17 protein-coding genes, 3 tRNA genes and 1 riboswitch are annotated in these 17,528 nt (G+C 72.6%); of the genes, 14 read left to right on the top strand and 6 right to left on the bottom strand.

All coding sequences use genetic code 11. The features are described 5' to 3' along the window. Positions 1-817 precede the first annotated feature (817 nt). Entirely contained in the window at positions 818-1,522 is a 705-nt protein-coding gene (locus tag GNZ18_RS40100; RefSeq protein ID WP_156222738.1) for a (2Fe-2S)-binding protein, read from the top strand. Between the two features lie 21 nt (positions 1,523-1,543). Here GNZ18_RS40100 and GNZ18_RS40095 read toward each other — a convergent pair whose 3' ends face one another. Beyond that, the gene (locus GNZ18_RS40095) at positions 1,544-2,284 is read right to left on the bottom strand and encodes a CbtA family protein (RefSeq protein ID WP_214620692.1); all 741 of its coding nucleotides are present in this window, start codon (positions 2,282-2,284) and stop codon (positions 1,544-1,546) included. A gap of 9 nt (positions 2,285-2,293) precedes the next feature. Next, positions 2,294-2,533, bottom strand: coding sequence for a CbtB domain-containing protein (locus GNZ18_RS40090; protein ID WP_156222736.1), 240 nt, complete (start codon positions 2,531-2,533; stop codon positions 2,294-2,296). Positions 2,534-2,565: 32 nt separating this feature from the next. Then, positions 2,566-2,736, bottom strand: a riboswitch (cobalamin riboswitch). Between the two features lie 200 nt (positions 2,737-2,936). Between GNZ18_RS40090 and GNZ18_RS40085 the strand changes: the two genes are divergently transcribed. The 12 genes from GNZ18_RS40085 to GNZ18_RS40030 all read left to right on the top strand — a co-directional run bounded on the left by GNZ18_RS40085 (position 2,937) and on the right by GNZ18_RS40030 (position 12,480). Then, positions 2,937-3,992 (top strand): 3-isopropylmalate dehydrogenase, encoded by a 1,056-nt coding sequence (locus GNZ18_RS40085; protein ID WP_156222735.1) that lies wholly within the window; start codon positions 2,937-2,939, stop codon positions 3,990-3,992. A 169-nt stretch (positions 3,993-4,161) separates the two neighbouring features. Beyond that, positions 4,162-5,265 (top strand): branched-chain amino acid aminotransferase, encoded by a 1,104-nt coding sequence (locus GNZ18_RS40080; protein WP_156222733.1) that lies wholly within the window; start codon positions 4,162-4,164, stop codon positions 5,263-5,265. A 210-nt stretch (positions 5,266-5,475) separates the two neighbouring features. Further along, positions 5,476-7,053, top strand: coding sequence for a citramalate synthase (cimA, locus tag GNZ18_RS40075; protein ID WP_156222731.1), 1,578 nt, complete (start codon positions 5,476-5,478; stop codon positions 7,051-7,053). Positions 7,054-7,121: 68 nt separating this feature from the next. Continuing rightward, a complete protein-coding gene (locus GNZ18_RS40070) occupies positions 7,122-7,403 on the top strand; it encodes a GNAT family N-acetyltransferase (RefSeq protein WP_156222728.1) in 282 nt (93 codons plus the stop codon). Between the two features lie 159 nt (positions 7,404-7,562). After that, a complete protein-coding gene (locus tag GNZ18_RS40065) occupies positions 7,563-7,952 on the top strand; it encodes a tetratricopeptide repeat protein (RefSeq protein WP_156222726.1) in 390 nt (129 codons plus the stop codon). Between the two features lie 65 nt (positions 7,953-8,017). Further along, entirely contained in the window at positions 8,018-9,145 is a 1,128-nt protein-coding gene (locus tag GNZ18_RS40060; protein WP_156222724.1) for a cellulose binding domain-containing protein, read from the top strand. Positions 9,146-9,398: 253 nt separating this feature from the next. Then, the gene (locus GNZ18_RS40055) at positions 9,399-10,163 is read left to right on the top strand and encodes a fumarylacetoacetate hydrolase family protein (RefSeq protein WP_156222721.1); all 765 of its coding nucleotides are present in this window, start codon (positions 9,399-9,401) and stop codon (positions 10,161-10,163) included. 6 nt (positions 10,164-10,169) lie between these two features. Next, the gene (locus GNZ18_RS40050; protein ID WP_156222720.1) at positions 10,170-10,802 is read left to right on the top strand and encodes a DUF2461 domain-containing protein; all 633 of its coding nucleotides are present in this window, start codon (positions 10,170-10,172) and stop codon (positions 10,800-10,802) included. 120 nt (positions 10,803-10,922) lie between these two features. Then, a tRNA-Gln gene (locus GNZ18_RS40045) sits at positions 10,923-10,994 on the top strand. A gap of 22 nt (positions 10,995-11,016) precedes the next feature. Next, positions 11,017-11,089, top strand: a tRNA-Glu gene (locus GNZ18_RS40040). 273 nt (positions 11,090-11,362) lie between these two features. Further along, positions 11,363-11,435: transfer RNA gene (locus GNZ18_RS40035), tRNA-Glu, on the top strand. A 139-nt stretch (positions 11,436-11,574) separates the two neighbouring features. Further along, the gene (locus GNZ18_RS40030; protein ID WP_312875017.1) at positions 11,575-12,480 is read left to right on the top strand and encodes a tellurite resistance/C4-dicarboxylate transporter family protein; all 906 of its coding nucleotides are present in this window, start codon (positions 11,575-11,577) and stop codon (positions 12,478-12,480) included. Here the strand turns inward: GNZ18_RS40030 and GNZ18_RS40025 are convergent. The 4 genes from GNZ18_RS40025 to GNZ18_RS40010 form a co-directional block, all read right to left on the bottom strand. Beyond that, positions 12,453-12,653: a DUF397 domain-containing protein gene (locus GNZ18_RS40025; RefSeq protein ID WP_156222718.1), complete on the bottom strand. Its 201-nt coding sequence runs from the start codon at positions 12,651-12,653 to the stop codon at positions 12,453-12,455. The two genes, GNZ18_RS40030 and GNZ18_RS40025, sit on opposite strands and share 28 nt — an antisense overlap. Further along, on the bottom strand, positions 12,644-13,456 hold the full coding sequence (locus GNZ18_RS40020; RefSeq protein ID WP_156222716.1) for a helix-turn-helix domain-containing protein: 813 nt from the start codon (positions 13,454-13,456) through the stop codon (positions 12,644-12,646). Before GNZ18_RS40020 ends, GNZ18_RS40025 begins: the two co-directional genes overlap by 10 nt. A gap of 153 nt (positions 13,457-13,609) precedes the next feature. After that, positions 13,610-15,670: an MMPL family transporter gene (locus GNZ18_RS40015; RefSeq protein WP_156222714.1), complete on the bottom strand. Its 2,061-nt coding sequence runs from the start codon at positions 15,668-15,670 to the stop codon at positions 13,610-13,612. Between the two features lie 120 nt (positions 15,671-15,790). Continuing rightward, positions 15,791-16,429 (bottom strand): helix-turn-helix domain-containing protein, encoded by a 639-nt coding sequence (locus GNZ18_RS40010; protein WP_156222712.1) that lies wholly within the window; start codon positions 16,427-16,429, stop codon positions 15,791-15,793. A gap of 205 nt (positions 16,430-16,634) precedes the next feature. On the opposite strand from GNZ18_RS40010, the gene GNZ18_RS40005 reads away from it, so the two are divergent. Further along, a complete protein-coding gene (locus tag GNZ18_RS40005) occupies positions 16,635-17,081 on the top strand; it encodes a helix-turn-helix domain-containing protein (protein ID WP_156222710.1) in 447 nt (148 codons plus the stop codon). The last annotated feature ends 447 nt before the right edge of the window (positions 17,082-17,528 follow it).

Below are 17,528 nucleotides of genomic sequence, written 5' to 3'. Positions count from 1 at the left end.
CTCGCGATCGCGGCCCGGCGTGCTCTCTGAGGGCCCGCATGCTGAGCGATCTCGTGCGAGCGCGGCTGTTTCGTCGCGATCCCGGCCCGGCGTGCTCGCCTGGCGGCGCGCACGCTGACCGCCCTTGGGCGAGCGCGGTTTTCTCGCGATCGCGGCCCGGCGTGCTCTCAGATGGCTCGCACGCTGAGCGATCTCGTGCGAGCGCGGCTGTTTGGTCGCGATCGCGGCCCGGCGTGCTCGCCTGGCGGCTCGCACGCTGACCGGCCTTGGGCGAGCGCGGCCTCGCTTCGCGATCTTCCCGGTGGGGCTCGCCTCCGGCGTCGCCCCACCGGTCAGCTCACGCGCTCGCGTGACGGCTGAGGTCTCCGACGGCTTGCCCCGTCGCCTGGTCGTCTCAGAATGTGGGATTTTCTGCCACAGGTCGGGACAGTGGGCGTCATCGCGGGTACCGTGGCGGTAGTCATGCGGCGCTTCGTGGTAATCCTTCGCTGCCGCAGCGGGGCCTGATCATCGGCAGGCCGGCACCCGCTGCGGAGGTTTCGCCTGGCCGTGAGTCCGATCCTCGCCGGACCGTGCGATCCACGGGTCTCACCGGCGGCCACCGCGGCACGACAGACCAGCGAATCGGAGCGAACCTGAGATGAACGACGTCACCATGAACGCCGCCCCCGCCGACGACGAGCGGGAGGAGGCGGCCCGCGCCCTGCAGACCGCCCTGGACCGCCGCGACAACGGCGGCCACCCGGCCCGATAGGCGTCTCGCCGACCAGGGACCGCCCCATCCGGGGGCGGTCCCTGGTCGCGTTAGTGTGGGCGGATGCCCCTCGACGACGCGGCCGAGGCCGATCCCGCCGAGGTCGCGGACGCGCTGCGCGCGGTCGCGCGACTCGGCCCCTACTTCGAGATCGGCACCGACCCCGCCGAGGACGCCGACCCGACCTGGCGGCCGTTCCCCGAGCGGGACCGCGACCGGCTGATCGGGCTGACCGACCTGTACGCCGAGCGGCTCGGCACCACCGAGCGGCGCGTGGCCGCGTCGATCCTGTTCCAGGGGCTCGCGTCCCGGCTGTGGTCGCCGATGGCCGCGGCGGCGGCGCGCGGCCTCGTCCCCGACCTGTCCGGGCTGCACTGGCGGTGGGCGCCCGGTGCGCCCGTCGCGCTCTGGCTCGCCCGCCCGGCGGGATGGCGGGCGGGCGGGACCGCCCAGGCCGCCGGCCTCCTCGTCGAAGTGGTCGTGGACGGGCAGCTCAGGCCCCTGCGCGAGACGATGCTGACGTTCACCGGCCTCGCCGACGGCCTGCTGTGGGGGAACGCGGCGTCCGCGCTCGCCGGGAGCCTCAACGTCGGCCCGCCCGACCCGGGGCGCGCCGCGCTCGTCCGGGAACTGCTCGGCCGCGAGCCGCTGGCGGGCACGGGCGGGTTCGTCGGGGGCGGCTTCGTCCGGCGCAGCTGCTGCCTCTACTACCGGGTGCCGCCCGGCGGGGAGATGTGCGGGGACTGCGCCCTGCTGCCCCGTCGCTGACGCGACGGGGCGGGCAGGGGTTCAGGCGTTCGCGGGGACCGCGACGCGGGACGGATGGCGGGCGAACGCCCGCTCGGTCAGGTAGCCGAACAGCAGCCCGATCGTCGCCCACAGGACGAGCTGGACGCCGAGCGAGGCGACCCGGAAGTCCCACAGGACCGTGGCCGGGAAGTGCTCGGGGATCGCGTCCGGCCGGGGCGTGACCCGGTAGACGACCGCGACCACCACGGCGAACCCGGCGGTGGACGCGGTGACGGCGTTCCAGACGCCGACCCGGGGCACCAGCCGCCGGCACACGATCACCGCCGCCGTGGTGGCGAGGATGCCGAGCGCGACCATGCAGAAGTACAGCGCCGTCCGGCTCCCGATGGTGCCCGGGTTGCCGACCGCCGGGGGCGTCGCCGGGTACTTCAGGAACGGGACGAGCTCGACCGCCACGAACCCGGCGAGGGCGACCAGCGCGGCCGTGGCGCGCGCGCCGAGCCGGCCGAGCCGGCCGTAGGCGAACGCGAAGGCGATCGAGAACAGCCCGCCCAGCGCCACCCCGTAGACGGCCATCGCCGTGATCAGCCCGGCGGTCTTCTGGACGCCCCGGCTGACGACCTCCGGTTCGTGGCCCTCGTGCGCGGCGTGCGCCTTGGCCTCCTCGAACGCGATGGCGTGGCCGACCTGCGGCTCGCCGTACAGCCAGGCGATGAGCAGCGCGGCACCGGCCGCGGCGATTCCGACGAGCATGCCGCGGACCAGCAGAGATCTCATCATGCGCGCGGCTCAGTGGCAGGGGAAGCCGAGCAGGTGCCGGCCGTCGTGGGTGAACTCGTGCACCCACGTCCCGCCGAACAGGGAGGTGGCGCCCTGCTCCGCGCCGACGAAGTAGATCAGGACGACGCCCAGCACTGCGGCGAGCACCGCCCAGGGCAGGATCTCGCGGACGGGGACGCGCAGCGGAAGGGGCGCGGGCCGCGCCGCGGGCGTGGCCGGGCTCGCGGACGGGACGGCTTGCTGGGCCATGTCGGGTCTCCTCACGGGGTTCACTCGCCCCGGTAGCGGGAGGACGACGGGTCAGTGTCCTGACTCCCAGATCGCCGTCTCCCTCCGACCTTCCAGCCGCGCGGGCGGCCGTGGTCGTGAAGCGGGGGAGACTCCCTGGTCACAGTGGCGGGACCGTCCTGGAATCGCACCAGGTTCCTGCGCACCGTCGCCTCGAATCTTTACTTGTCGGACAGAGCGTCCCCTTTTGGGGCACCATGCGTCAAGTCGCCTGGACGCTGTACCGGTGTGGCCCCGAAAGCGTCGGCGCGAACGATCGGCATCGGACGCGCACCGCGCCTGACATGCCCTGGTCGCACCGTGTTCGTCCCGAGATCTGAGATGGAAGCCCAAGCAATGAGACGTTTGCAGTAGAGTGCGCGCCATGGCTTCCCGCAGCATTCGTCTGGCCGTCATCCCCGGTGACGGGATCGGCCCCGAGGTGGTCGCCGAGGGGCTGAAGGTCCTCGACGCCGTCGCCCCCTCCAGCGACCTGAAGTTCGAGCGGACCTCCTACGACCTCGGCGCCGCGCGCTGGCACCGGACGGGCGAGACGCTGCCCGACTCGGTGCTGGCGGAGCTGCGCGACCAGGAGGTCATCCTGCTCGGCGCCGTCGGCGACCCGAGCGTGCCGAGCGGGACGCTGGAGCGCGGCCTGCTGCTGCGGGCGCGGTTCGAACTCGACCACTACGTCAACCTCCGCCCGGTGAAGCTGTTCCCGGGCGTCGCGACGCCGCTGGCGGGCGCCACGCCGGACGACATCGACATGGTCGTCGTCCGCGAGGGCACCGAGGGGCCCTACACCGGGGTCGGCGGCGTCCTGCGCAAGGGCACCGCCCACGAGGTCGCGACGCAGGAGAGCGTCAACACCGCCCACGGGGTCGAGCGGGTCATCCGCTACGCCTTCGAGGTCGCCGCGTCCCGGCCGCGCCGCAAGCTCACGCTCGTCCACAAGGACAACGTCCTCACGTTCGCCGGTGATCTCTACCAGCGCGTCCTGGCGCGCGTGGCGGAGGAGTACCCGCAGGTCAGCACCGACTACTGTCATGTCGACGCGGCCACCATGTTCTTCGTCAGCCAGCCCGCGCGCTACGACGTGATCGTCACCGACAACCTGTTCGGCGACATCATCACCGACCTCGGCGCCGCGATCGCCGGGGGCATCGGGCTCGCCGCGTCCGGCAACGTCAACCCGGCCGGCACCGCGCCGTCGATGTTCGAGCCGGTGCACGGCAGCGCGCCCGACATCGCGGGGCAGGGCAAGGCCGACCCGACCGCGACGATCCTGTCCGTCGCGATGCTGCTCGACCACGTCGGCGCGGCCGAGGCCGCCCGCCGCGTCGAGCGGGCCGTCTCCGCCGACCTCGCCGGGCGCGCCGCGCTCGGGCCGCGCTCGACGACCGAGATCGGCGACGCCATCGCCGGGCGAGTAGCCGGCTAGGGCGCGCCTCCCCGGCTGACCAGGGACACTCCGGGCGCGCCTCGCGGCGCGTCCGGATTTCGGCGTGCCGCGTGCGAAGGAGTAGGTCTAGACGAAGTACGACAATAAGGACTAGAGACGTCGGGGCGGCAACGGGGCCGTACCGGCGATCCGGGAGAGGACAACCGCGATGAGCGACACCCTGGACTTCGAGATCACGCTGACCGAGCGCCCGGCCACCGCGGACGAGCGGGCGCGCGTCCTGGCCGATCCGGGCTTCGGCCGGCACTTCACCGACCACATGATCACCATCCGGTACTCCGCGGACCGGGGCTGGTACGACGCGCGCCTCCAGCCCTACGGCCCGATCCCGATGGACCCGGCCAGCCACGTCTTCCACTACGCCCAGGAGCTGTTCGAGGGCCTCAAGGCCTACAAGCAGCCGGACGGCTCGATCGTCACCTTCCGCCCCTACATGAACGCCGCGCGGATGAACCGGTCGGCGCGGCGGATGGCGATGCCGCAGATCCCCGAGGAGCTGTTCGTCCGGGCGGTCGAGCTGCTGGTCGGCACCGACAAGGCGTGGGTGCCCGACACCGAGGGGCACAGCCTCTACATCCGGCCCAACATGTTCGCCACCACGCCCACGCTCGGCGTGAACAGCCCGGCGAGCGACTACCTGTTCACGATCATCGCGTCCCCGTCCGGCCTGTACTACCCGCGCGGCGTCAAGCCGGTCTCGGTGTGGCTGTCGCAGGACTACACGCGCGCCGCGCCCGGCGGCACCGGCGAGGCCAAGACCGGCGGCAACTACGCGGCGTCGTTCGCGGGCCAGGCCCAGGCCGTCGAGCACGGCTGCGACCAGGTCGTCTGGCTCGACGCGGTGGAGCACCGCTGGGTCGAGGAGGTCGGCTCCATGAACCTCATGTTCGTCTACGGCTCCGGCTCGAACGCCCGGCTGCTCACGCCCGCGCTCACCGGCACCCTGCTCGCCGGGATCACCCGCGACTCCATGCTGCGACTGGCCCCCGGGCTCGGGATCCCGGCCGAGGAGGGCAAGATCAACGTGGACGAGTGGGAGGCGGGCTGCGCGTCCGGCGAGATCACCGAGGTGTTCGGCTGCGGCACCGCCGCGATCATCAGCCCCGTCGGCCACGTCAAGGGCTCCGACCGGGAGTGGCGGATCGGCGACGGCGAGCCCGGGGAGGTGTCCATGCGGCTGCGCGAGGAGCTGATCGGCATCCAGTACGGCACCCGTCCCGACCCCTACGGCTGGGTCCACAAGATCGCCTGATCCGCTGGTGGACGCACATTCGTCTCGGCACGTGAGACGGATGTGCGTCCGTCGTGGACGGTGTGGCAGACTGGGCGCATCATGCGCCACAGCCTCGTGATTATCGGCTGGCGCGCCGGCATCTAAACGGGACACCGCCGGCGCGCAGACCTCTCACGTCCGTGAGGGGTCTTTTTTGTGCCCTGGCGCTGGTCCCTGGGGGTCCACACCATGCAAGGCGACGCATTCCACGTCTACGACACCACCCTGCGCGACGGCTCGCAGCAGGAGGGGCTCAACCTCTCCGTGGCCGACAAGCTCGCCATCGCACGGCACCTCGACGACCTGGGCATCGGCTTCATCGAGGGCGGCTGGCCGGGTGCCAATCCGAAGGACACAGAGTTCTTCAGGCGGGCTCGAACCGAGCTCGACCTGAGGCACGCGCAGCTCACCGCGTTCGGCGCGACCCGCCGGGCCGGTGTGCAGGCGGCCGACGACCCCCAGGTCGCCGCCCTGCGCGAATCCGGCGCGTCCGTCGTGACCCTGGTCGCCAAGAGTCACGACAGGCACGTCGAGCTGGCCCTCCGCACCACCCTGGAGGAGAACCTCGCGATGATCCGCGACACGGTCTCCCACCTGCGTGCGGAGGGCCAACGCGTCTTCCTGGACGCCGAGCACTTCTTCGACGGCTACCGGGCCAACCGCGACTACGCGCTGGAGGCCGTCCGCACCGCCGCCGAGGCCGGCGCGGACGTCGTCGCGCTCTGCGACACCAACGGCGGCATGCTCCCCGACGAGCTGGCCGAGATCGTCCACGACGTCGTCTCGCTCGGCGTGCGGGCCGGGATCCACTGCCACGACGACTCCGGCTGCGCGGTCGCGAACACGCTGGCCGCCGTCCGCGCCGGGGCGACCCACGTCCAGGGCTGCGCCAACGGGTACGGCGAGCGCAGCGGCAACGCCAACCTGTTCACGGTCGTCGGCAACCTCCAGCTCAAGCGGGGGATGTCGCTGGTCAGCGACGCCCAGCTCGCCGAGATGACCCGGATCGCGCACGCGGTCTCCGAGGTCACCAACGTCGCGCCCGGCTCGCAGCAGCCCTACGTGGGCGTGTCCGCGTTCGCGCACAAGGCCGGGCTGCACGCCTCCGCCGTCAAGGTCGACCCCGACCTCTACCAGCACATCGACCCGGCCGCCGTCGGCAACGACATGCGGATGCTCGTCTCCAGCATGGCCGGGCGCGCCTCGGTCGAGCTGAAGGGCAAGGAGCTCGGCTACGACCTGTCCGGCGAGAAGGCCAAGGCCGTCGTCGACAAGGTCAAGGAGCTGGAGTCCACCGGCTACACCTTCGAGGCCGCCGACGCCTCCTTCGAGCTGCTGCTGCGCGAGGAGCTGACCGGCGTCCGGCAGCGGCACTTCGAGGTCGAGTCGTGGCGGTCGATCGTCGAGCGCCGCCCCGACGGCTCCATGGTCAGCGAGGCCACCGTCAAGCTCCGCGCCAAGGGGGAGCGGATCATCGCCACCGGCGAGGGCAACGGCCCCGTCAACGCCCTCGACAACGCGCTGCGCGTCGCGCTCGGCCGCCTCTACCCCGAGCTGGCGCGGCTGGAGCTGGTCGACTACAAGGTCCGCATCCTGGAGGGGGCGCACGGCACCGACGCGCGCACCCGCGTCCTCGTCGAGTCTGGCGACGGCGAGCGCGAGTGGGGCACGGTCGGCGTCGAGGACAACGTCATCGCCGCGTCCTGGCAGGCGCTGGAGGAGGCCGTCACCTACTGCCTCCTGCGCGCGGGCTACGAGGCGGGCTGACCTCCGTCTCCGCCGGTCCCGGCGGGGCGGCGGGGAATGATCGCCGTCCCGCGGGCATTACCGGTGGCATGAGCAACGAGATCAGCGACAACGCCGAGCAGGGCCGCTACGAGATCCGGGTGGACGGGGAGCTGGCCGGGTTCGCCGAGTACGAGACCGAGCCCGGCCGCCTCGTCCTCACCCACACCGAGGTGCTCCCCGCCTTCGAGGGCAAGGGCGTCGGCGGCGCCCTGGCCCGGGGCGCGCTGGACGGCGTCCGGGCCAGGGGGCTGTCGGTCGTGCCCCGCTGCCCGTTCATCAAGTCGTGGATCGACCGGCATCCCGACTACCAGGACCTCGTCGCCGCCTGACTTTTTCCCCCGTTTCCGGGACCGGGACGTAGAAATTTCAGTCAACATGGCGAAACCGGTGGCGGATGTGGCGCGCGGGCGTCACCATGGTCACCTGCACGGCCCGTGTGGCGTTCCCGCGCGCCGTCCCCCCAGCAGCCGAACCACCGGAGTGATCGCATGTCTGTCCGACCCTGGAGCCCCGAGGACCTTGGGCGTCCCACGGACGGATCCTGGGCGGACGTCGCGTTCGGCCTGGGGGAGATGTACGAGCGCTGCGGCGACCTGGAGTCGGCCGCCGACTGGTACCGGCGCGCCGCCGAGTCCGACCGCGCCGACGCCGCGCTGCGCCTGGGCGACGTCCTCGGACGGCTCGCCGACGCCCGCCGCGCCGGGCAGGCGGGCGGCTCGGCCGAATCCGCCGAGGACCTGCTCGCCGAGGCCACCCGCTGGCTGAGCGGCGCCCCCGGCCCCACCACCCCGGACGCCATCGAGCTGGTCACCGACATGCTCAACCGGCACCAGCTCCAGGCCGCCCGCCGGGGGCTGGAGCCCGCGCCCACCGGCTGATCCGAACCGATCGGCCCTTCCCGTCGTCGGACTCCATGAGATCGGTGACACGGGAAGGTGACGAGTTGAGCGGCGAGGAGCCCGGGTACGTTCCCCCGGACCACACGAGCACCGCCGAGTTCCGCGCTCCCGGCAAGCCCGCCGGGGAGCCGGTGCCCGCTCCCGACCCGGGGGTGACCGGCCCGGACGTGACCGCCGCCGACGCGCCCGCGGACCCCGCCCCGGCCTGGGCCACGGACACGCCGCCCGAAACGCCGGATGATCCGCCCCCGGCGGACCCCCTCGTGACGGCCGTCGATCCCGAGGACGCGCCGTCCGCGCCCGAGGAGCCCGCGCCGCCGGGCGCGCCGATGCCTCCGCCGTCGCCGGTGCCCATGGCCGAGGAGGCGCCCTGGACGGCGCAGTTCGGCGCCGAGCAGGAGCAGGCCGCACCGCCCGCGCCGCCTCCTTCCAGCGCTCCCGCTCCTTCGCCGGGCGGGCCGCCCCCGGAGGAGACGGCTCCGGCGTCGGCGCTCCCGATCGCGCCGGTGACCCCGTCGTCCGGCGGGAGCGGCGCGCGGGGTTCGCGGCGCGGGCCGCTGGTCCTCGCACTCGTCGCGGCCGTGCTGGTCGCGGTCGCGGTGGGCGCCGCCGCCCTGCTGCTGTCCGGCGGCTCGGACGGGACGGACGCCGCGTCCGCCAAGCCCGCCGCCACCGAGCCCAGCGGCGCCGTGCCGAGCGGCGCCGCGCCCGGCGGCGCTCCGAGCGGAGAGCCCACGGAACCCACGCCGTCCACCCGGCCCACTCAGCCCACGCCCTCCGGTGCGCCGACCGCGTCACCGCCCGGGCAGCAGCCGGGCGGCGCCGCGCCCGCCGACCCCGCCTCGCCGGCCGGCCCGCTGGTCGGCGGCGACGGGATCACCTACCAGCTCGTCCAGCGCGACGAGGGCTACCACGAGGGCCGGCTCGTGATCACCAACCGGTCCGGGCGGCCCATGACCGCCTGGCGGCTCACGTTCAGCGTGCCGGGCGCCGACGTCCGCAACATCTGGGGCGGACGCCTCGTCCGCGGCGGCGCCGAGGTGGAGCTCGCGAGCCTCGACGGCGCCGCCCCGATCCCGCCCGGCGCCGCCTGGGAGGTCAGGTTCGGCGCGCGCGGCGCCGCGACGACCCCGGAGGACTGCGAGATCAACGGCCGGCCCTGCGGGTTCTGACCGTCAGCAGAACTCGGCGCGGACGGCGGCGTCCTCCAGTTCCTGCGCGCCCCAGTCGCCCACCGGACGGTGCCGCGCCATCGGGGATCCTCCGGAGATCGGGGCCGGGAGGACCGGAGATCTCCGGCATGCGGCGGCTTCGGGAGCCGGCCCTCCGGCGCGGCCTCGTCCGTCCTGGCCGACTACGGGACGGGCCCGCCGTGTCATCCCCGGGCGGGATCCTCCCCGCGGCCGCGACGCTAGGCTTTCTGACATGCGTATCGCCAGGTTCGCCACCGACGAGGGCATGTCCTTCGGGGTGGTGGAGGAGAACACCGTCGCCGCCATCGCGGCCCACCCGTTCGGAGATCTGACCTTCACCGGGCAGCGGCTCCCGCTCGCCGACGTCCGGCTGCTCGCGCCGATCCTGCCGAGCAAGGTCATCGCGATCGGCAAGAACTACGCCGACCACGCGCGCGAGATGGGCGGCGAGCCGCCCGCCGAACCGGTGCTCTTCGCCAAGCCGTCCACCGCCGTGATCGGCCCCGGCGAGGCGGTCGCCTACCCCCGCAAGCTGTCCGAGCGCGTCGACTACGAAGGCGAGCTGGCCCTGGTCATCGGCCGCATGTGCCGCGAGGTGCCCGCCTCCCGCGCCGCCGACGTCATCCTCGGCTACACCTGCGCCAACGACGTCACCGCCCGCGACCTCCAGAAGAAGGACGGGCAGTGGACGCGGGCCAAGGGCTTCGACACCTTCTGCCCCCTCGGCCCCTGGATCGAGACCGAGGTAGACCCCGCCGACCTCGCGATCTCCACCACCGTCAACGGCGAGGTCCGGCAGGACGCCCGGACCTCCCAGCTCCTGCACGCCGTTCCCGACCTCGTCGCCTACGTCAGCCAGGTCATGACGCTGCTGCCCGGCGACGTCATCCTCACCGGCACCCCGGCCGGGGTCGGCCCGCTGGAGATCGGCGACGAGGTGACCGTCACGATCGAGAACGTCGGCTCGCTCACCAACCGCGTCGTCGAGCGGGAGTGACGCCCGATGGGGTTCACCGGCTTCACCGATGAGGCGTTCGGCTTCTACGAGGGGCTCCAGGCCGACAACGGCAAGGCGTACTGGACGGCTCACAAGGCGACCTACGAACGGCACGTCCGCGAACCCCTCGCGGAGCTGTGCGCCGAACTCGAAGACGAGTTCGGCGCCGTCAAGCTGTTCCGCCCCTACCGCGACGTCCGCTTCAGCAAGGACAAGACCCCCTACAAGACCCATCAGGGCGGCCACAGCAAGGGCTTCTACCTCCAGATCGACGCGGACGGCCTCATGGTGGCGGGGGGCATGTACGCGCCGTCCCCCGAGCAGCTCCGCCGCTACCGTGCCGCCGTCGACTCCGAGACGAGCGGCGGCGAACTCCAGGCCATCGTCGACGAGCTGCGCGGCGCGGGCCTGGAGATCGGTGGCGACCGCCTCAAGACCCGTCCGCGCGGCACCCGCGAGGACCATCCCCGCCTCGACCTCCTGCGCCACCGCTCCCTGTACGCGCACGAGGGCTGGCCCGCCGACGAGTGCGTGGGCGACCGCGAGGTCGTCCTCCGCGTCCGCGACTCGTGGCGGCGCCTGCGGCCCCTCGTCGACTGGGGGACCGAGCACATCGGCCCGCCGGACTTCAGCCGCTGAACACGCTTTTCGGGCCGTCCATCCGATCCTGGGCAATCGTTTTGGCCCAGGTCCCCGGGTCCTGTATTCTCTTCGAGGCGCGAGCGACCGGCCGGAGACGGCCGAAGCTCCGTACCGCACTGGGGTATGGTGTAATCGGCAGCACGAGTGATTCTGGTTCACTTAGTCTAGGTTCGAGTCCTGGTACCCCAGCTTCGTCCACTCACCTGGACAGGCCCCCGTCGTCTAGTGGCCTAGGACGCCGCCCTCTCAAGGCGGTAACGGCGGTTCGAATCCGCTCGGGGGTACGTGGGGGGAGCCCTGCTCGTCGGGCTGGCGCCCGACTTCGCCGGGCTCGCAGTGTCTCCCAGGGGGGCGACCCCCTGGAACCCCCGATGCTCGGGCTTCGCCCTCGCGCCGGTTGCGGCGTACTCACCGAACCATTCTCTGCAAGGCCCTCTGTTTCGTGTGTTCATCGATGCCCCTCGTTTCGGGTGTGTCGGTTAACCGGTCGAGGTGGGGGTCGGAGTCCGGTAGGCTGGGGCGCGGCCCGAGCGGGAGATCGCGAAGGTCTTGGTCCTGCCCCCGTCGTCTAGTGGCCTAGGACGCCGCCCTCTCAAGGCGGTAACGGCGGTTCGAATCCGCTCGGGGGTACCGATACGGCACTGACCGCGGATCGCCTCAATGGTGATCTGCGGTTTTTCTTTGTCCGCGGGTTTGGGGCGGTCATCGCGGTCAGTATCGGCACGGATCCGCATGCCGCGTGCGGTGAATAGGCGATAGAAGTTGAACGGTGGAGAACAGAGCCGTCCGCCAGCCGTGGGGCGCCGAGGTGATGGCCACCGGGATCGTGTCGATCGCGCTGCGCCTGGCCGGGGTGATGTGGGCCGCGCGCGGGCTCCTGGTGATCACGGCGGCGCTGTGGGTCGTGCTGGTGGTGACGTTCTGCGGGCTGCTCGCGGACGGGTCGCGCCGCGACGAGCTGTCCGTCCCGGCCATCCTCACCAGCGTCGCGGGCACCGGGGTGCTCGGCAACGGCATCGCGCTGTCGGGGCACGCCGTCACCGCCGTGGTCCCGCTCGTGATCGCGTTCGGGCTGTGGATGTTCCTGCTCCCGCGCGTCCTGCGGCGGCTCAAGCGGCGGCTGCCGGGCGCGGCGTACCTGGTGACGGTCGCGACGCAGTCGGTCGTCGTGCTCGCGGCGACGCTGGCCGACCTGCTCCCCGCGCACCTGCTCACCTGGCCCGCGGGGACGCTGCTCGCGCTCGGGCTCGGGCTGTATGTGTTCGTCCTCAGCCGGTTCGACTTCCGCCAGCTCTACCGCGGGTCCGGCGACCACTGGGTGCTCGCCGGCAGCCTGTCGATCTCGGCGCTCGCCTCGGCGCGGGTCACGAACGCGGCGGGCGACCCGAGGCCGCTGGAGTGGCTCACGTTCGCCGTCCTCGGGGTCGCGCTCGCCTGGTACGCGGTGCTGGTCGTCTGCGAGGTCCTGGTCCCGCGCCCGCGCTACGACCCCCGCCGCTGGTCGACGGTCTTCCCGCTCGGCATGACGGCCGCGAGCGCGATGACGGCGGGGGCGGTCTGCTCCCTGCCGTGGCTCGGCACGCTCGGCAAGGTGCTGCTGTGGCCCGCCGTGGCGGCGTGGCTGGTCGTCGGGGCCGGGGCGATCCGTCAGGCCGTCGCGGCGTCCCGCTCCTGAAACGGGGCGACGGCCGCGCGGAGGGCGGCGGGCGAGGCGAGCAGGACGGGGCCGCCCGGGTCCTTGCTGTCGCGCACCGCGACGGCTCCCCGGAGCCGGGCCAGCTCGACGCAGTTGCCGCCGTTGGAGCCGGTGTGGCTGCTCCTGCGCCAGCGCGCGTTGCTCAGGTCCATTTTTCCTTGGCGACCTTTCTCATCAGGTCACGTGACATGTCCTCGGTGAGCGCACGTGAGCGGAGGGCGACCAGCGTCCGGGCCAGGATGGCCAGGTCCGCGGGGTCGTCGGTCGTGATGGAGCGGATGGCGGTCTCGACGTAGGCGACCTCGCTGCGGTCCTCCATCGTCGCGACCACGAAGGCGCCCATGTTGCCGTCGTGCTCGCCGCTGGCCAGCACGACCTGGACGGTGATGTTGGGCAGGCTGCTCACCTCCGCCAGGTGGTCGAGCTGTTCGCGCATGGTCTCGGCGGTGCCGACCCGCCGGTGGAGGGCCTGCTCGTCGATCAATAGCACGATGTCGGGCGGGACGGCGCGGCCCTCCCCGGTGATGATGCGCTGGCGTTCGATCCTGGCGTCTATGGCCTCCTGGTTGCCTTGGAGGATCGAGGCCGCGTAGGCGGGGGTCTGGGCGAGACCGGTGACGAGCATCGGCTCCCAGGAGACGAGCATCGTGGCGTCGGCCTCGATCCCGGGCCAGTCGAACCAGAGCGGGACCGGCTGGTCGTCCTTGTTGAGGTCCTCCCAGAGGTGGACGAGGGCGCCGCCCGCCTCCAGGTACTCGTCGACGAGTTCGACGAACGAGCGGCTGGCGCGCTTCTTGCCGTTCTCGATCTTGCTGACCTGCGGGCCGCTCACCCGGGCGACGTGGGCGATCGTCTCCTGCTTGATGCCCCGGGCCTCGCGCAGCCGCCGCAGCTGGCGGCCGAACGCGACGAGCACGGGGGAGGCCCGGGGATGGCGTGGGCGATGTGGGGGCATCTCCTGCCTCTCGGTGGAAGGTTGCCGTTGCGCGGTGGCAGGCGCATGCTAACCCAGTATGTGGCTTAATGTATGTGTCCAGATACTCACAGTGATAAGACGCTGGTGAACGCGGGAAGCCCCGGCCGAACGGCCGGGGCTTCCGCGGTTTGTTCAGTTGTGTGCCGGTTCGGGTGGGCGGACGTGGCGCGGCGTCCGCTGGGAGAGCACGCCGGGCCACCAGAAGAGGCGTCCGGCGTCCAGGGCGAGCGCGGGGACGATGATCGAGCGGACGAGGAAGGTGTCGAGCAGCACGCCGAGCGCCACCAGCACGCCGATCTGGACCATCATCGTGAGCGGCATGACGCCGAGGACGCCGAACGTGCTGGCCAGCACGAGCCCGGCGCTGGAGATGACGCCGCCGGTGAGGCCGAGCCCGCGCAGGACCCCGGTGCGGTGGTCGGACAGGGCCACCTCCTCGCGGATCCGGGAGACGAGGAACAGGTTGTAGTCCACGCCGAGCGCGACCATGAACAGGAAGCCCATCAGGGCGAGCTGGGTGTCCAGCGCGGGGAACCCGAACGCGTACCTGAACAGCAGCCAGGACGCGCCGAGCGCCGCGAAGTAGGACGCGACGACCGTGGCGATGACCAGCAGCGGGGCGACCAGCGCCCGGAGCAGGACCATCAGGATCAGCAGGACGACGCCGAGCACGAGCGGGATGACCACGCGCCGGTCGTGGGCCTGCGCGTCGGCCTTGTCGAGTTCGCTCGCGGCACCCGCGCCGACGTCGGCGTCCGGGACGGCCGCGCGGATGTTCCTGACCGTGTCCTTCGCGGCCTCGCTGTCGGGCGGGGCGGTGAGGATGACGTCCGTCCTGGTGAGGCGGCCGTCGAGGCTCCGCTCCGGCCGCCCGACGCGCGCGACGCCGGGGACGGCGCGCAGCGCGGCCGTGACGGGCTTCTCGGAGACCACCCGCACCGGGCGGGTCTGGTCGCCGGAGTAGTGCTCGTGCAGCAGGCGCTCGCCGACGGTGGAGCCGGGCGTGGAGGTGAGGAAGTGCTCGCGGTCGAGCCCCGTGTCGACGCCCAGCGCCCCGGCGGCCAGGGCCGCGAGCACGGCCGTCCCGGCGAGCCAGACCAGGCGCGGGCGGGCGGCGACGCGGCGTCCGATCCGGTCCCAGACACCGCCGCGCGCGGGCGGGGTGTCGCCGAACCGGGGGATGCGGGGCCAGAAGATCCAGCGGCCGAGGATCACCAGCAGGGCGGGCAGCAGCGACATGACCACGGCGAGGCCGCCGAGGACCCCGATGGCGCCGATCGGGCCGAGCGCGTAGTTGAAGCCCATCGTCGCCGCGAGCAGGCACAGCAGCCCGAGGCACACGGTGGCGGCGGAGGCAACGACCGGCGCGGCGGCGCGGCGGAGGGCGACCCGCATCGCCTCGTGCCGGTCGGCGTGCCGGCGCAGCTCCTCGCGGTAGCGGGCGAGCAGGAGCAGCGCGTAGTCGGTGGTGACGCCGAACACCAGGGCGTTGAGGATCGCCGACATGCCCTTCGCGATGTACAGGTCGGCGTGCTCGGCGAGCAGGTAGACGACGGCGTTGCTGACCTGCAACGAGACCGCCGCGCCGACCAGCGGCAGCAGCCACAGGACCGGGCTGCGGTAGGTGACCAGCAGGACGCCGGTCACCAGCGCGATCGTGATGATCAGCAGCAGCTTGTCGAGCTTCTCGAAGGCGTCGCCGACGTCCAGTGCCTCGCCGGCGCGGCCGGTGAGGCGGATCTGGAGGCCGGGCGGCGCGTTCTCCTGGACGCGGTCGCGGATCTTCTCGGCGTGCTCGGAGAGGTCGCCGTCGTCCACGAGCGGCACGTTCAGCATGAGCGCGCGGCCGTCCCGGGACGCGGCGGGCGGCGCGATCGGGCCGCTGGCGACGGAGGCGAGCGCGCGGCGGTCGGCCTCGGCGCGTGCCCGGTCGGCGGGGGTGATCCCGGAGTCGCGGACGTAGGCGACCAGGCCGGGCGCCGCATCGCCGCCCGGGAAGCGCGGCGTCAGCTCCTCGACCCTCGTGGACTGCGCGCCGCGCGGCAGGTCGGCGGTGGAGCCGTCCTCGACGGCGTCCTGGAGCTTCCCGGCGAAGGGGACGGCCACGATGACGATCGCGATCCAGACCAGGAGGATCGCCCATTTCGTGCCGCGGCCCGTGGCCAGCGCGGCGAGTTTGCGCGAGAGCAGCATGAGGTGCTCTCCTTTCGGTGGAGGTGTCGTGTCGCGGTGAGCACGCCTTAGGCGTGGTGATGCGGGGCTTCCGCCCGGCCGGGCCGGCGAGCTGCAACTCGCCGGCCCGGCCCTCGGGGGTCAGGTGCGCTCGTCCTCCTCGGAGATCTCGGGGAAGGCCAGCAGCCTGACGACGAGGGCGCGGGCGTCCGGCGGCGGGTCGGCGTCGGCGGCCTTGTAGCGGTACAGCAGCGCGATGTAGTCCTCGAAGAACGGCCGGACCTGCTCCAGCGTCAGCGTGACGGTGGAGAAGGAGAACAGCAGCGCGTCCGCCCACGGGCCGAGGTCCTCGCGCGCCCGCTGGAACCGTTCGAGCTGCTCCAGTTCGTTCGCGAACTCCAGCCGGGTGAGCTCCTCGACCGCCGCGCGCATCGGCGGCGTCTGCTCGCTGTAGCGGGGCAGGCGCCGGTCCGACGGCTTGACCCGCCACCAGCGCTCCCTGCCCCGGCCGAGCTCGGGGACCTCCTCGACGAAGCCGTGCTTGGCGAGCTGGCGCAGGTGGTAGCTCGTCGCGCCGGTGCTCTGGCCGAGCGCGCGGGCGAGCGTGGTGGAGGAGACGGGGCCGCGCCGCATGACCTCCGCGATGCGCTGCCGCAGCGGGTGCGCGAGGAGCCGCACCTGGCGCGGGTCGGTGATCGCCTCGGGGGCGGGCCGGTCCCCGCCCGCCTGCTCCGGGCCGGGCTGCTCCGCCGCGCCCTCCGCCCTGCCCTCGTCCGTCATGCCGAGGACGCTATGGGTTGCCAAGGGTCTTTGCAACGCTTCTTGGCAAGGTTCACCGGACGGGGTGAGCGCGGCGGGGCGGACGGAACCTGAGGGGGAGGAAGGACCTCACTCCGGGGGTCGAGAAGTGTCCCGTGTCCTTGGCTGACGAACCTGTTGACGGTCAACTAAAGTCGTTCGGCAGTCGAGAAGGGAAGGGGTCCAGGTGGGCACCGTGCAGGAGATCTCGCCGGGCGCGACGCTGGCGGAGAAGGTCGAGTGGCTGATCCGCAACCTGTGGCCCGCGGACGCCGGACCGCCCCGCAACAACGTGGAGACGGCCGGCGCGATCGCGCGCGCCACCGGCGAGGACATCTCCTCCACCACCGTGTGGAAGCTGCGCACCGGACGGCAGGAGAACCCCCAGCTCAAGACCCTCACCGCGCTCGCCACCTTCTTCGGCGTGCCGATCGGCTACTTCGGGTTCCCGGGGGAGACGCGCTCGATCGACGAGGACCTCACGCTCCAGGCCCTGCGCCGCGACGTCGAGCAGGGCGTCATCCGTCCCGAGGTGCTGCGCGCGCTCGTGGACCTGTCCGCGGAGGCCCGCTGGGTCGTCGACGAGATGATCCTCAGCGCCGCGGCCGCCGACCGGCACCGCCGAAGCGGCTGACGCCGGTCATCGAGCCCCAACCCACCCCGCTCGCCCGGCCCCTGTGTCCTTGAAGGCCCGGCTCACGTCCTGGCCGGGCGCCTGTGTCTCTGAAGGCCCGGTCCACGTCCTTCGCCGGGCGGCTGTGTCCGTGACGGCGCGGGCTCTGTTCTTCGTCGGGCAGTTGTGTTCGTGAAGGCGTGGTCACGCCTGTTCGCTGGTGGCTCGGGGGCGTGACCGTGCCTGGAGTATCGCTTCGCGGTGGGGCCTCGCCTTCGGCGTCGGCCCCACCGCTCGGCTACGCGCCCGCGCCGGGGGCGGAGGCCATTACGCGACGTCCCCCCTAGGTTCTGTCCGGTGGATCATGTGTTGATCCAGAGCAGGGCTGTGACCAGGACGATCGCTGCGCGGTAGTTGCGGGCGAGTTTGTCGTAGCGGGTGGCGATGCCGCGCCATTGCTTGAGGCGG

It is taken from the genome of Actinomadura litoris (assembly GCF_009733595.1).
In the GTDB taxonomy this organism is placed as follows: domain Bacteria; phylum Actinomycetota; class Actinomycetes; order Streptosporangiales; family Streptosporangiaceae; genus Spirillospora; species Spirillospora litoris.
This window is presented reverse-complemented; position numbering and strand designations above follow the sequence as displayed.

Bases quoted from the DNA above. Each gene is read 5' to 3' on its own strand.
- GNZ18_RS40070 (WP_156222728.1), top strand. From the start codon at position 7,122: ATGAGCAACGAGATCAGCGACAACGCCGAGCAGGGCCGCTACGAGATC.
- GNZ18_RS40020 (WP_156222716.1), bottom strand. From the start codon at position 13,456: ATGCCCCCACATCGCCCACGCCATCCCCGGGCCTCCCCCGTGCTCGTC.
- cimA (WP_156222731.1), top strand. From the start codon at position 5,476: ATGCAAGGCGACGCATTCCACGTCTACGACACCACCCTGCGCGACGGC.
- GNZ18_RS40010 (WP_156222712.1), bottom strand. From the start codon at position 16,429: ATGACGGACGAGGGCAGGGCGGAGGGCGCGGCGGAGCAGCCCGGCCCG.
- GNZ18_RS40095 (WP_214620692.1), bottom strand. From the start codon at position 2,284: ATGATGAGATCTCTGCTGGTCCGCGGCATGCTCGTCGGAATCGCCGCG.
- GNZ18_RS40025 (WP_156222718.1), bottom strand. From the start codon at position 12,653: ATGGACCTGAGCAACGCGCGCTGGCGCAGGAGCAGCCACACCGGCTCC.
- GNZ18_RS40090 (WP_156222736.1), bottom strand. From the start codon at position 2,533: ATGGCCCAGCAAGCCGTCCCGTCCGCGAGCCCGGCCACGCCCGCGGCG.
- GNZ18_RS40080 (WP_156222733.1), top strand. From the start codon at position 4,162: ATGAGCGACACCCTGGACTTCGAGATCACGCTGACCGAGCGCCCGGCC.
- GNZ18_RS40100 (WP_156222738.1), top strand. From the start codon at position 818: ATGCCCCTCGACGACGCGGCCGAGGCCGATCCCGCCGAGGTCGCGGAC.
- GNZ18_RS40085 (WP_156222735.1), top strand. From the start codon at position 2,937: ATGGCTTCCCGCAGCATTCGTCTGGCCGTCATCCCCGGTGACGGGATC.
- GNZ18_RS40015 (WP_156222714.1), bottom strand. From the start codon at position 15,670: ATGCTGCTCTCGCGCAAACTCGCCGCGCTGGCCACGGGCCGCGGCACG.
- GNZ18_RS40055 (WP_156222721.1), top strand. From the start codon at position 9,399: ATGCGTATCGCCAGGTTCGCCACCGACGAGGGCATGTCCTTCGGGGTG.
- GNZ18_RS40065 (WP_156222726.1), top strand. From the start codon at position 7,563: ATGTCTGTCCGACCCTGGAGCCCCGAGGACCTTGGGCGTCCCACGGAC.
- GNZ18_RS40050 (WP_156222720.1), top strand. From the start codon at position 10,170: ATGGGGTTCACCGGCTTCACCGATGAGGCGTTCGGCTTCTACGAGGGG.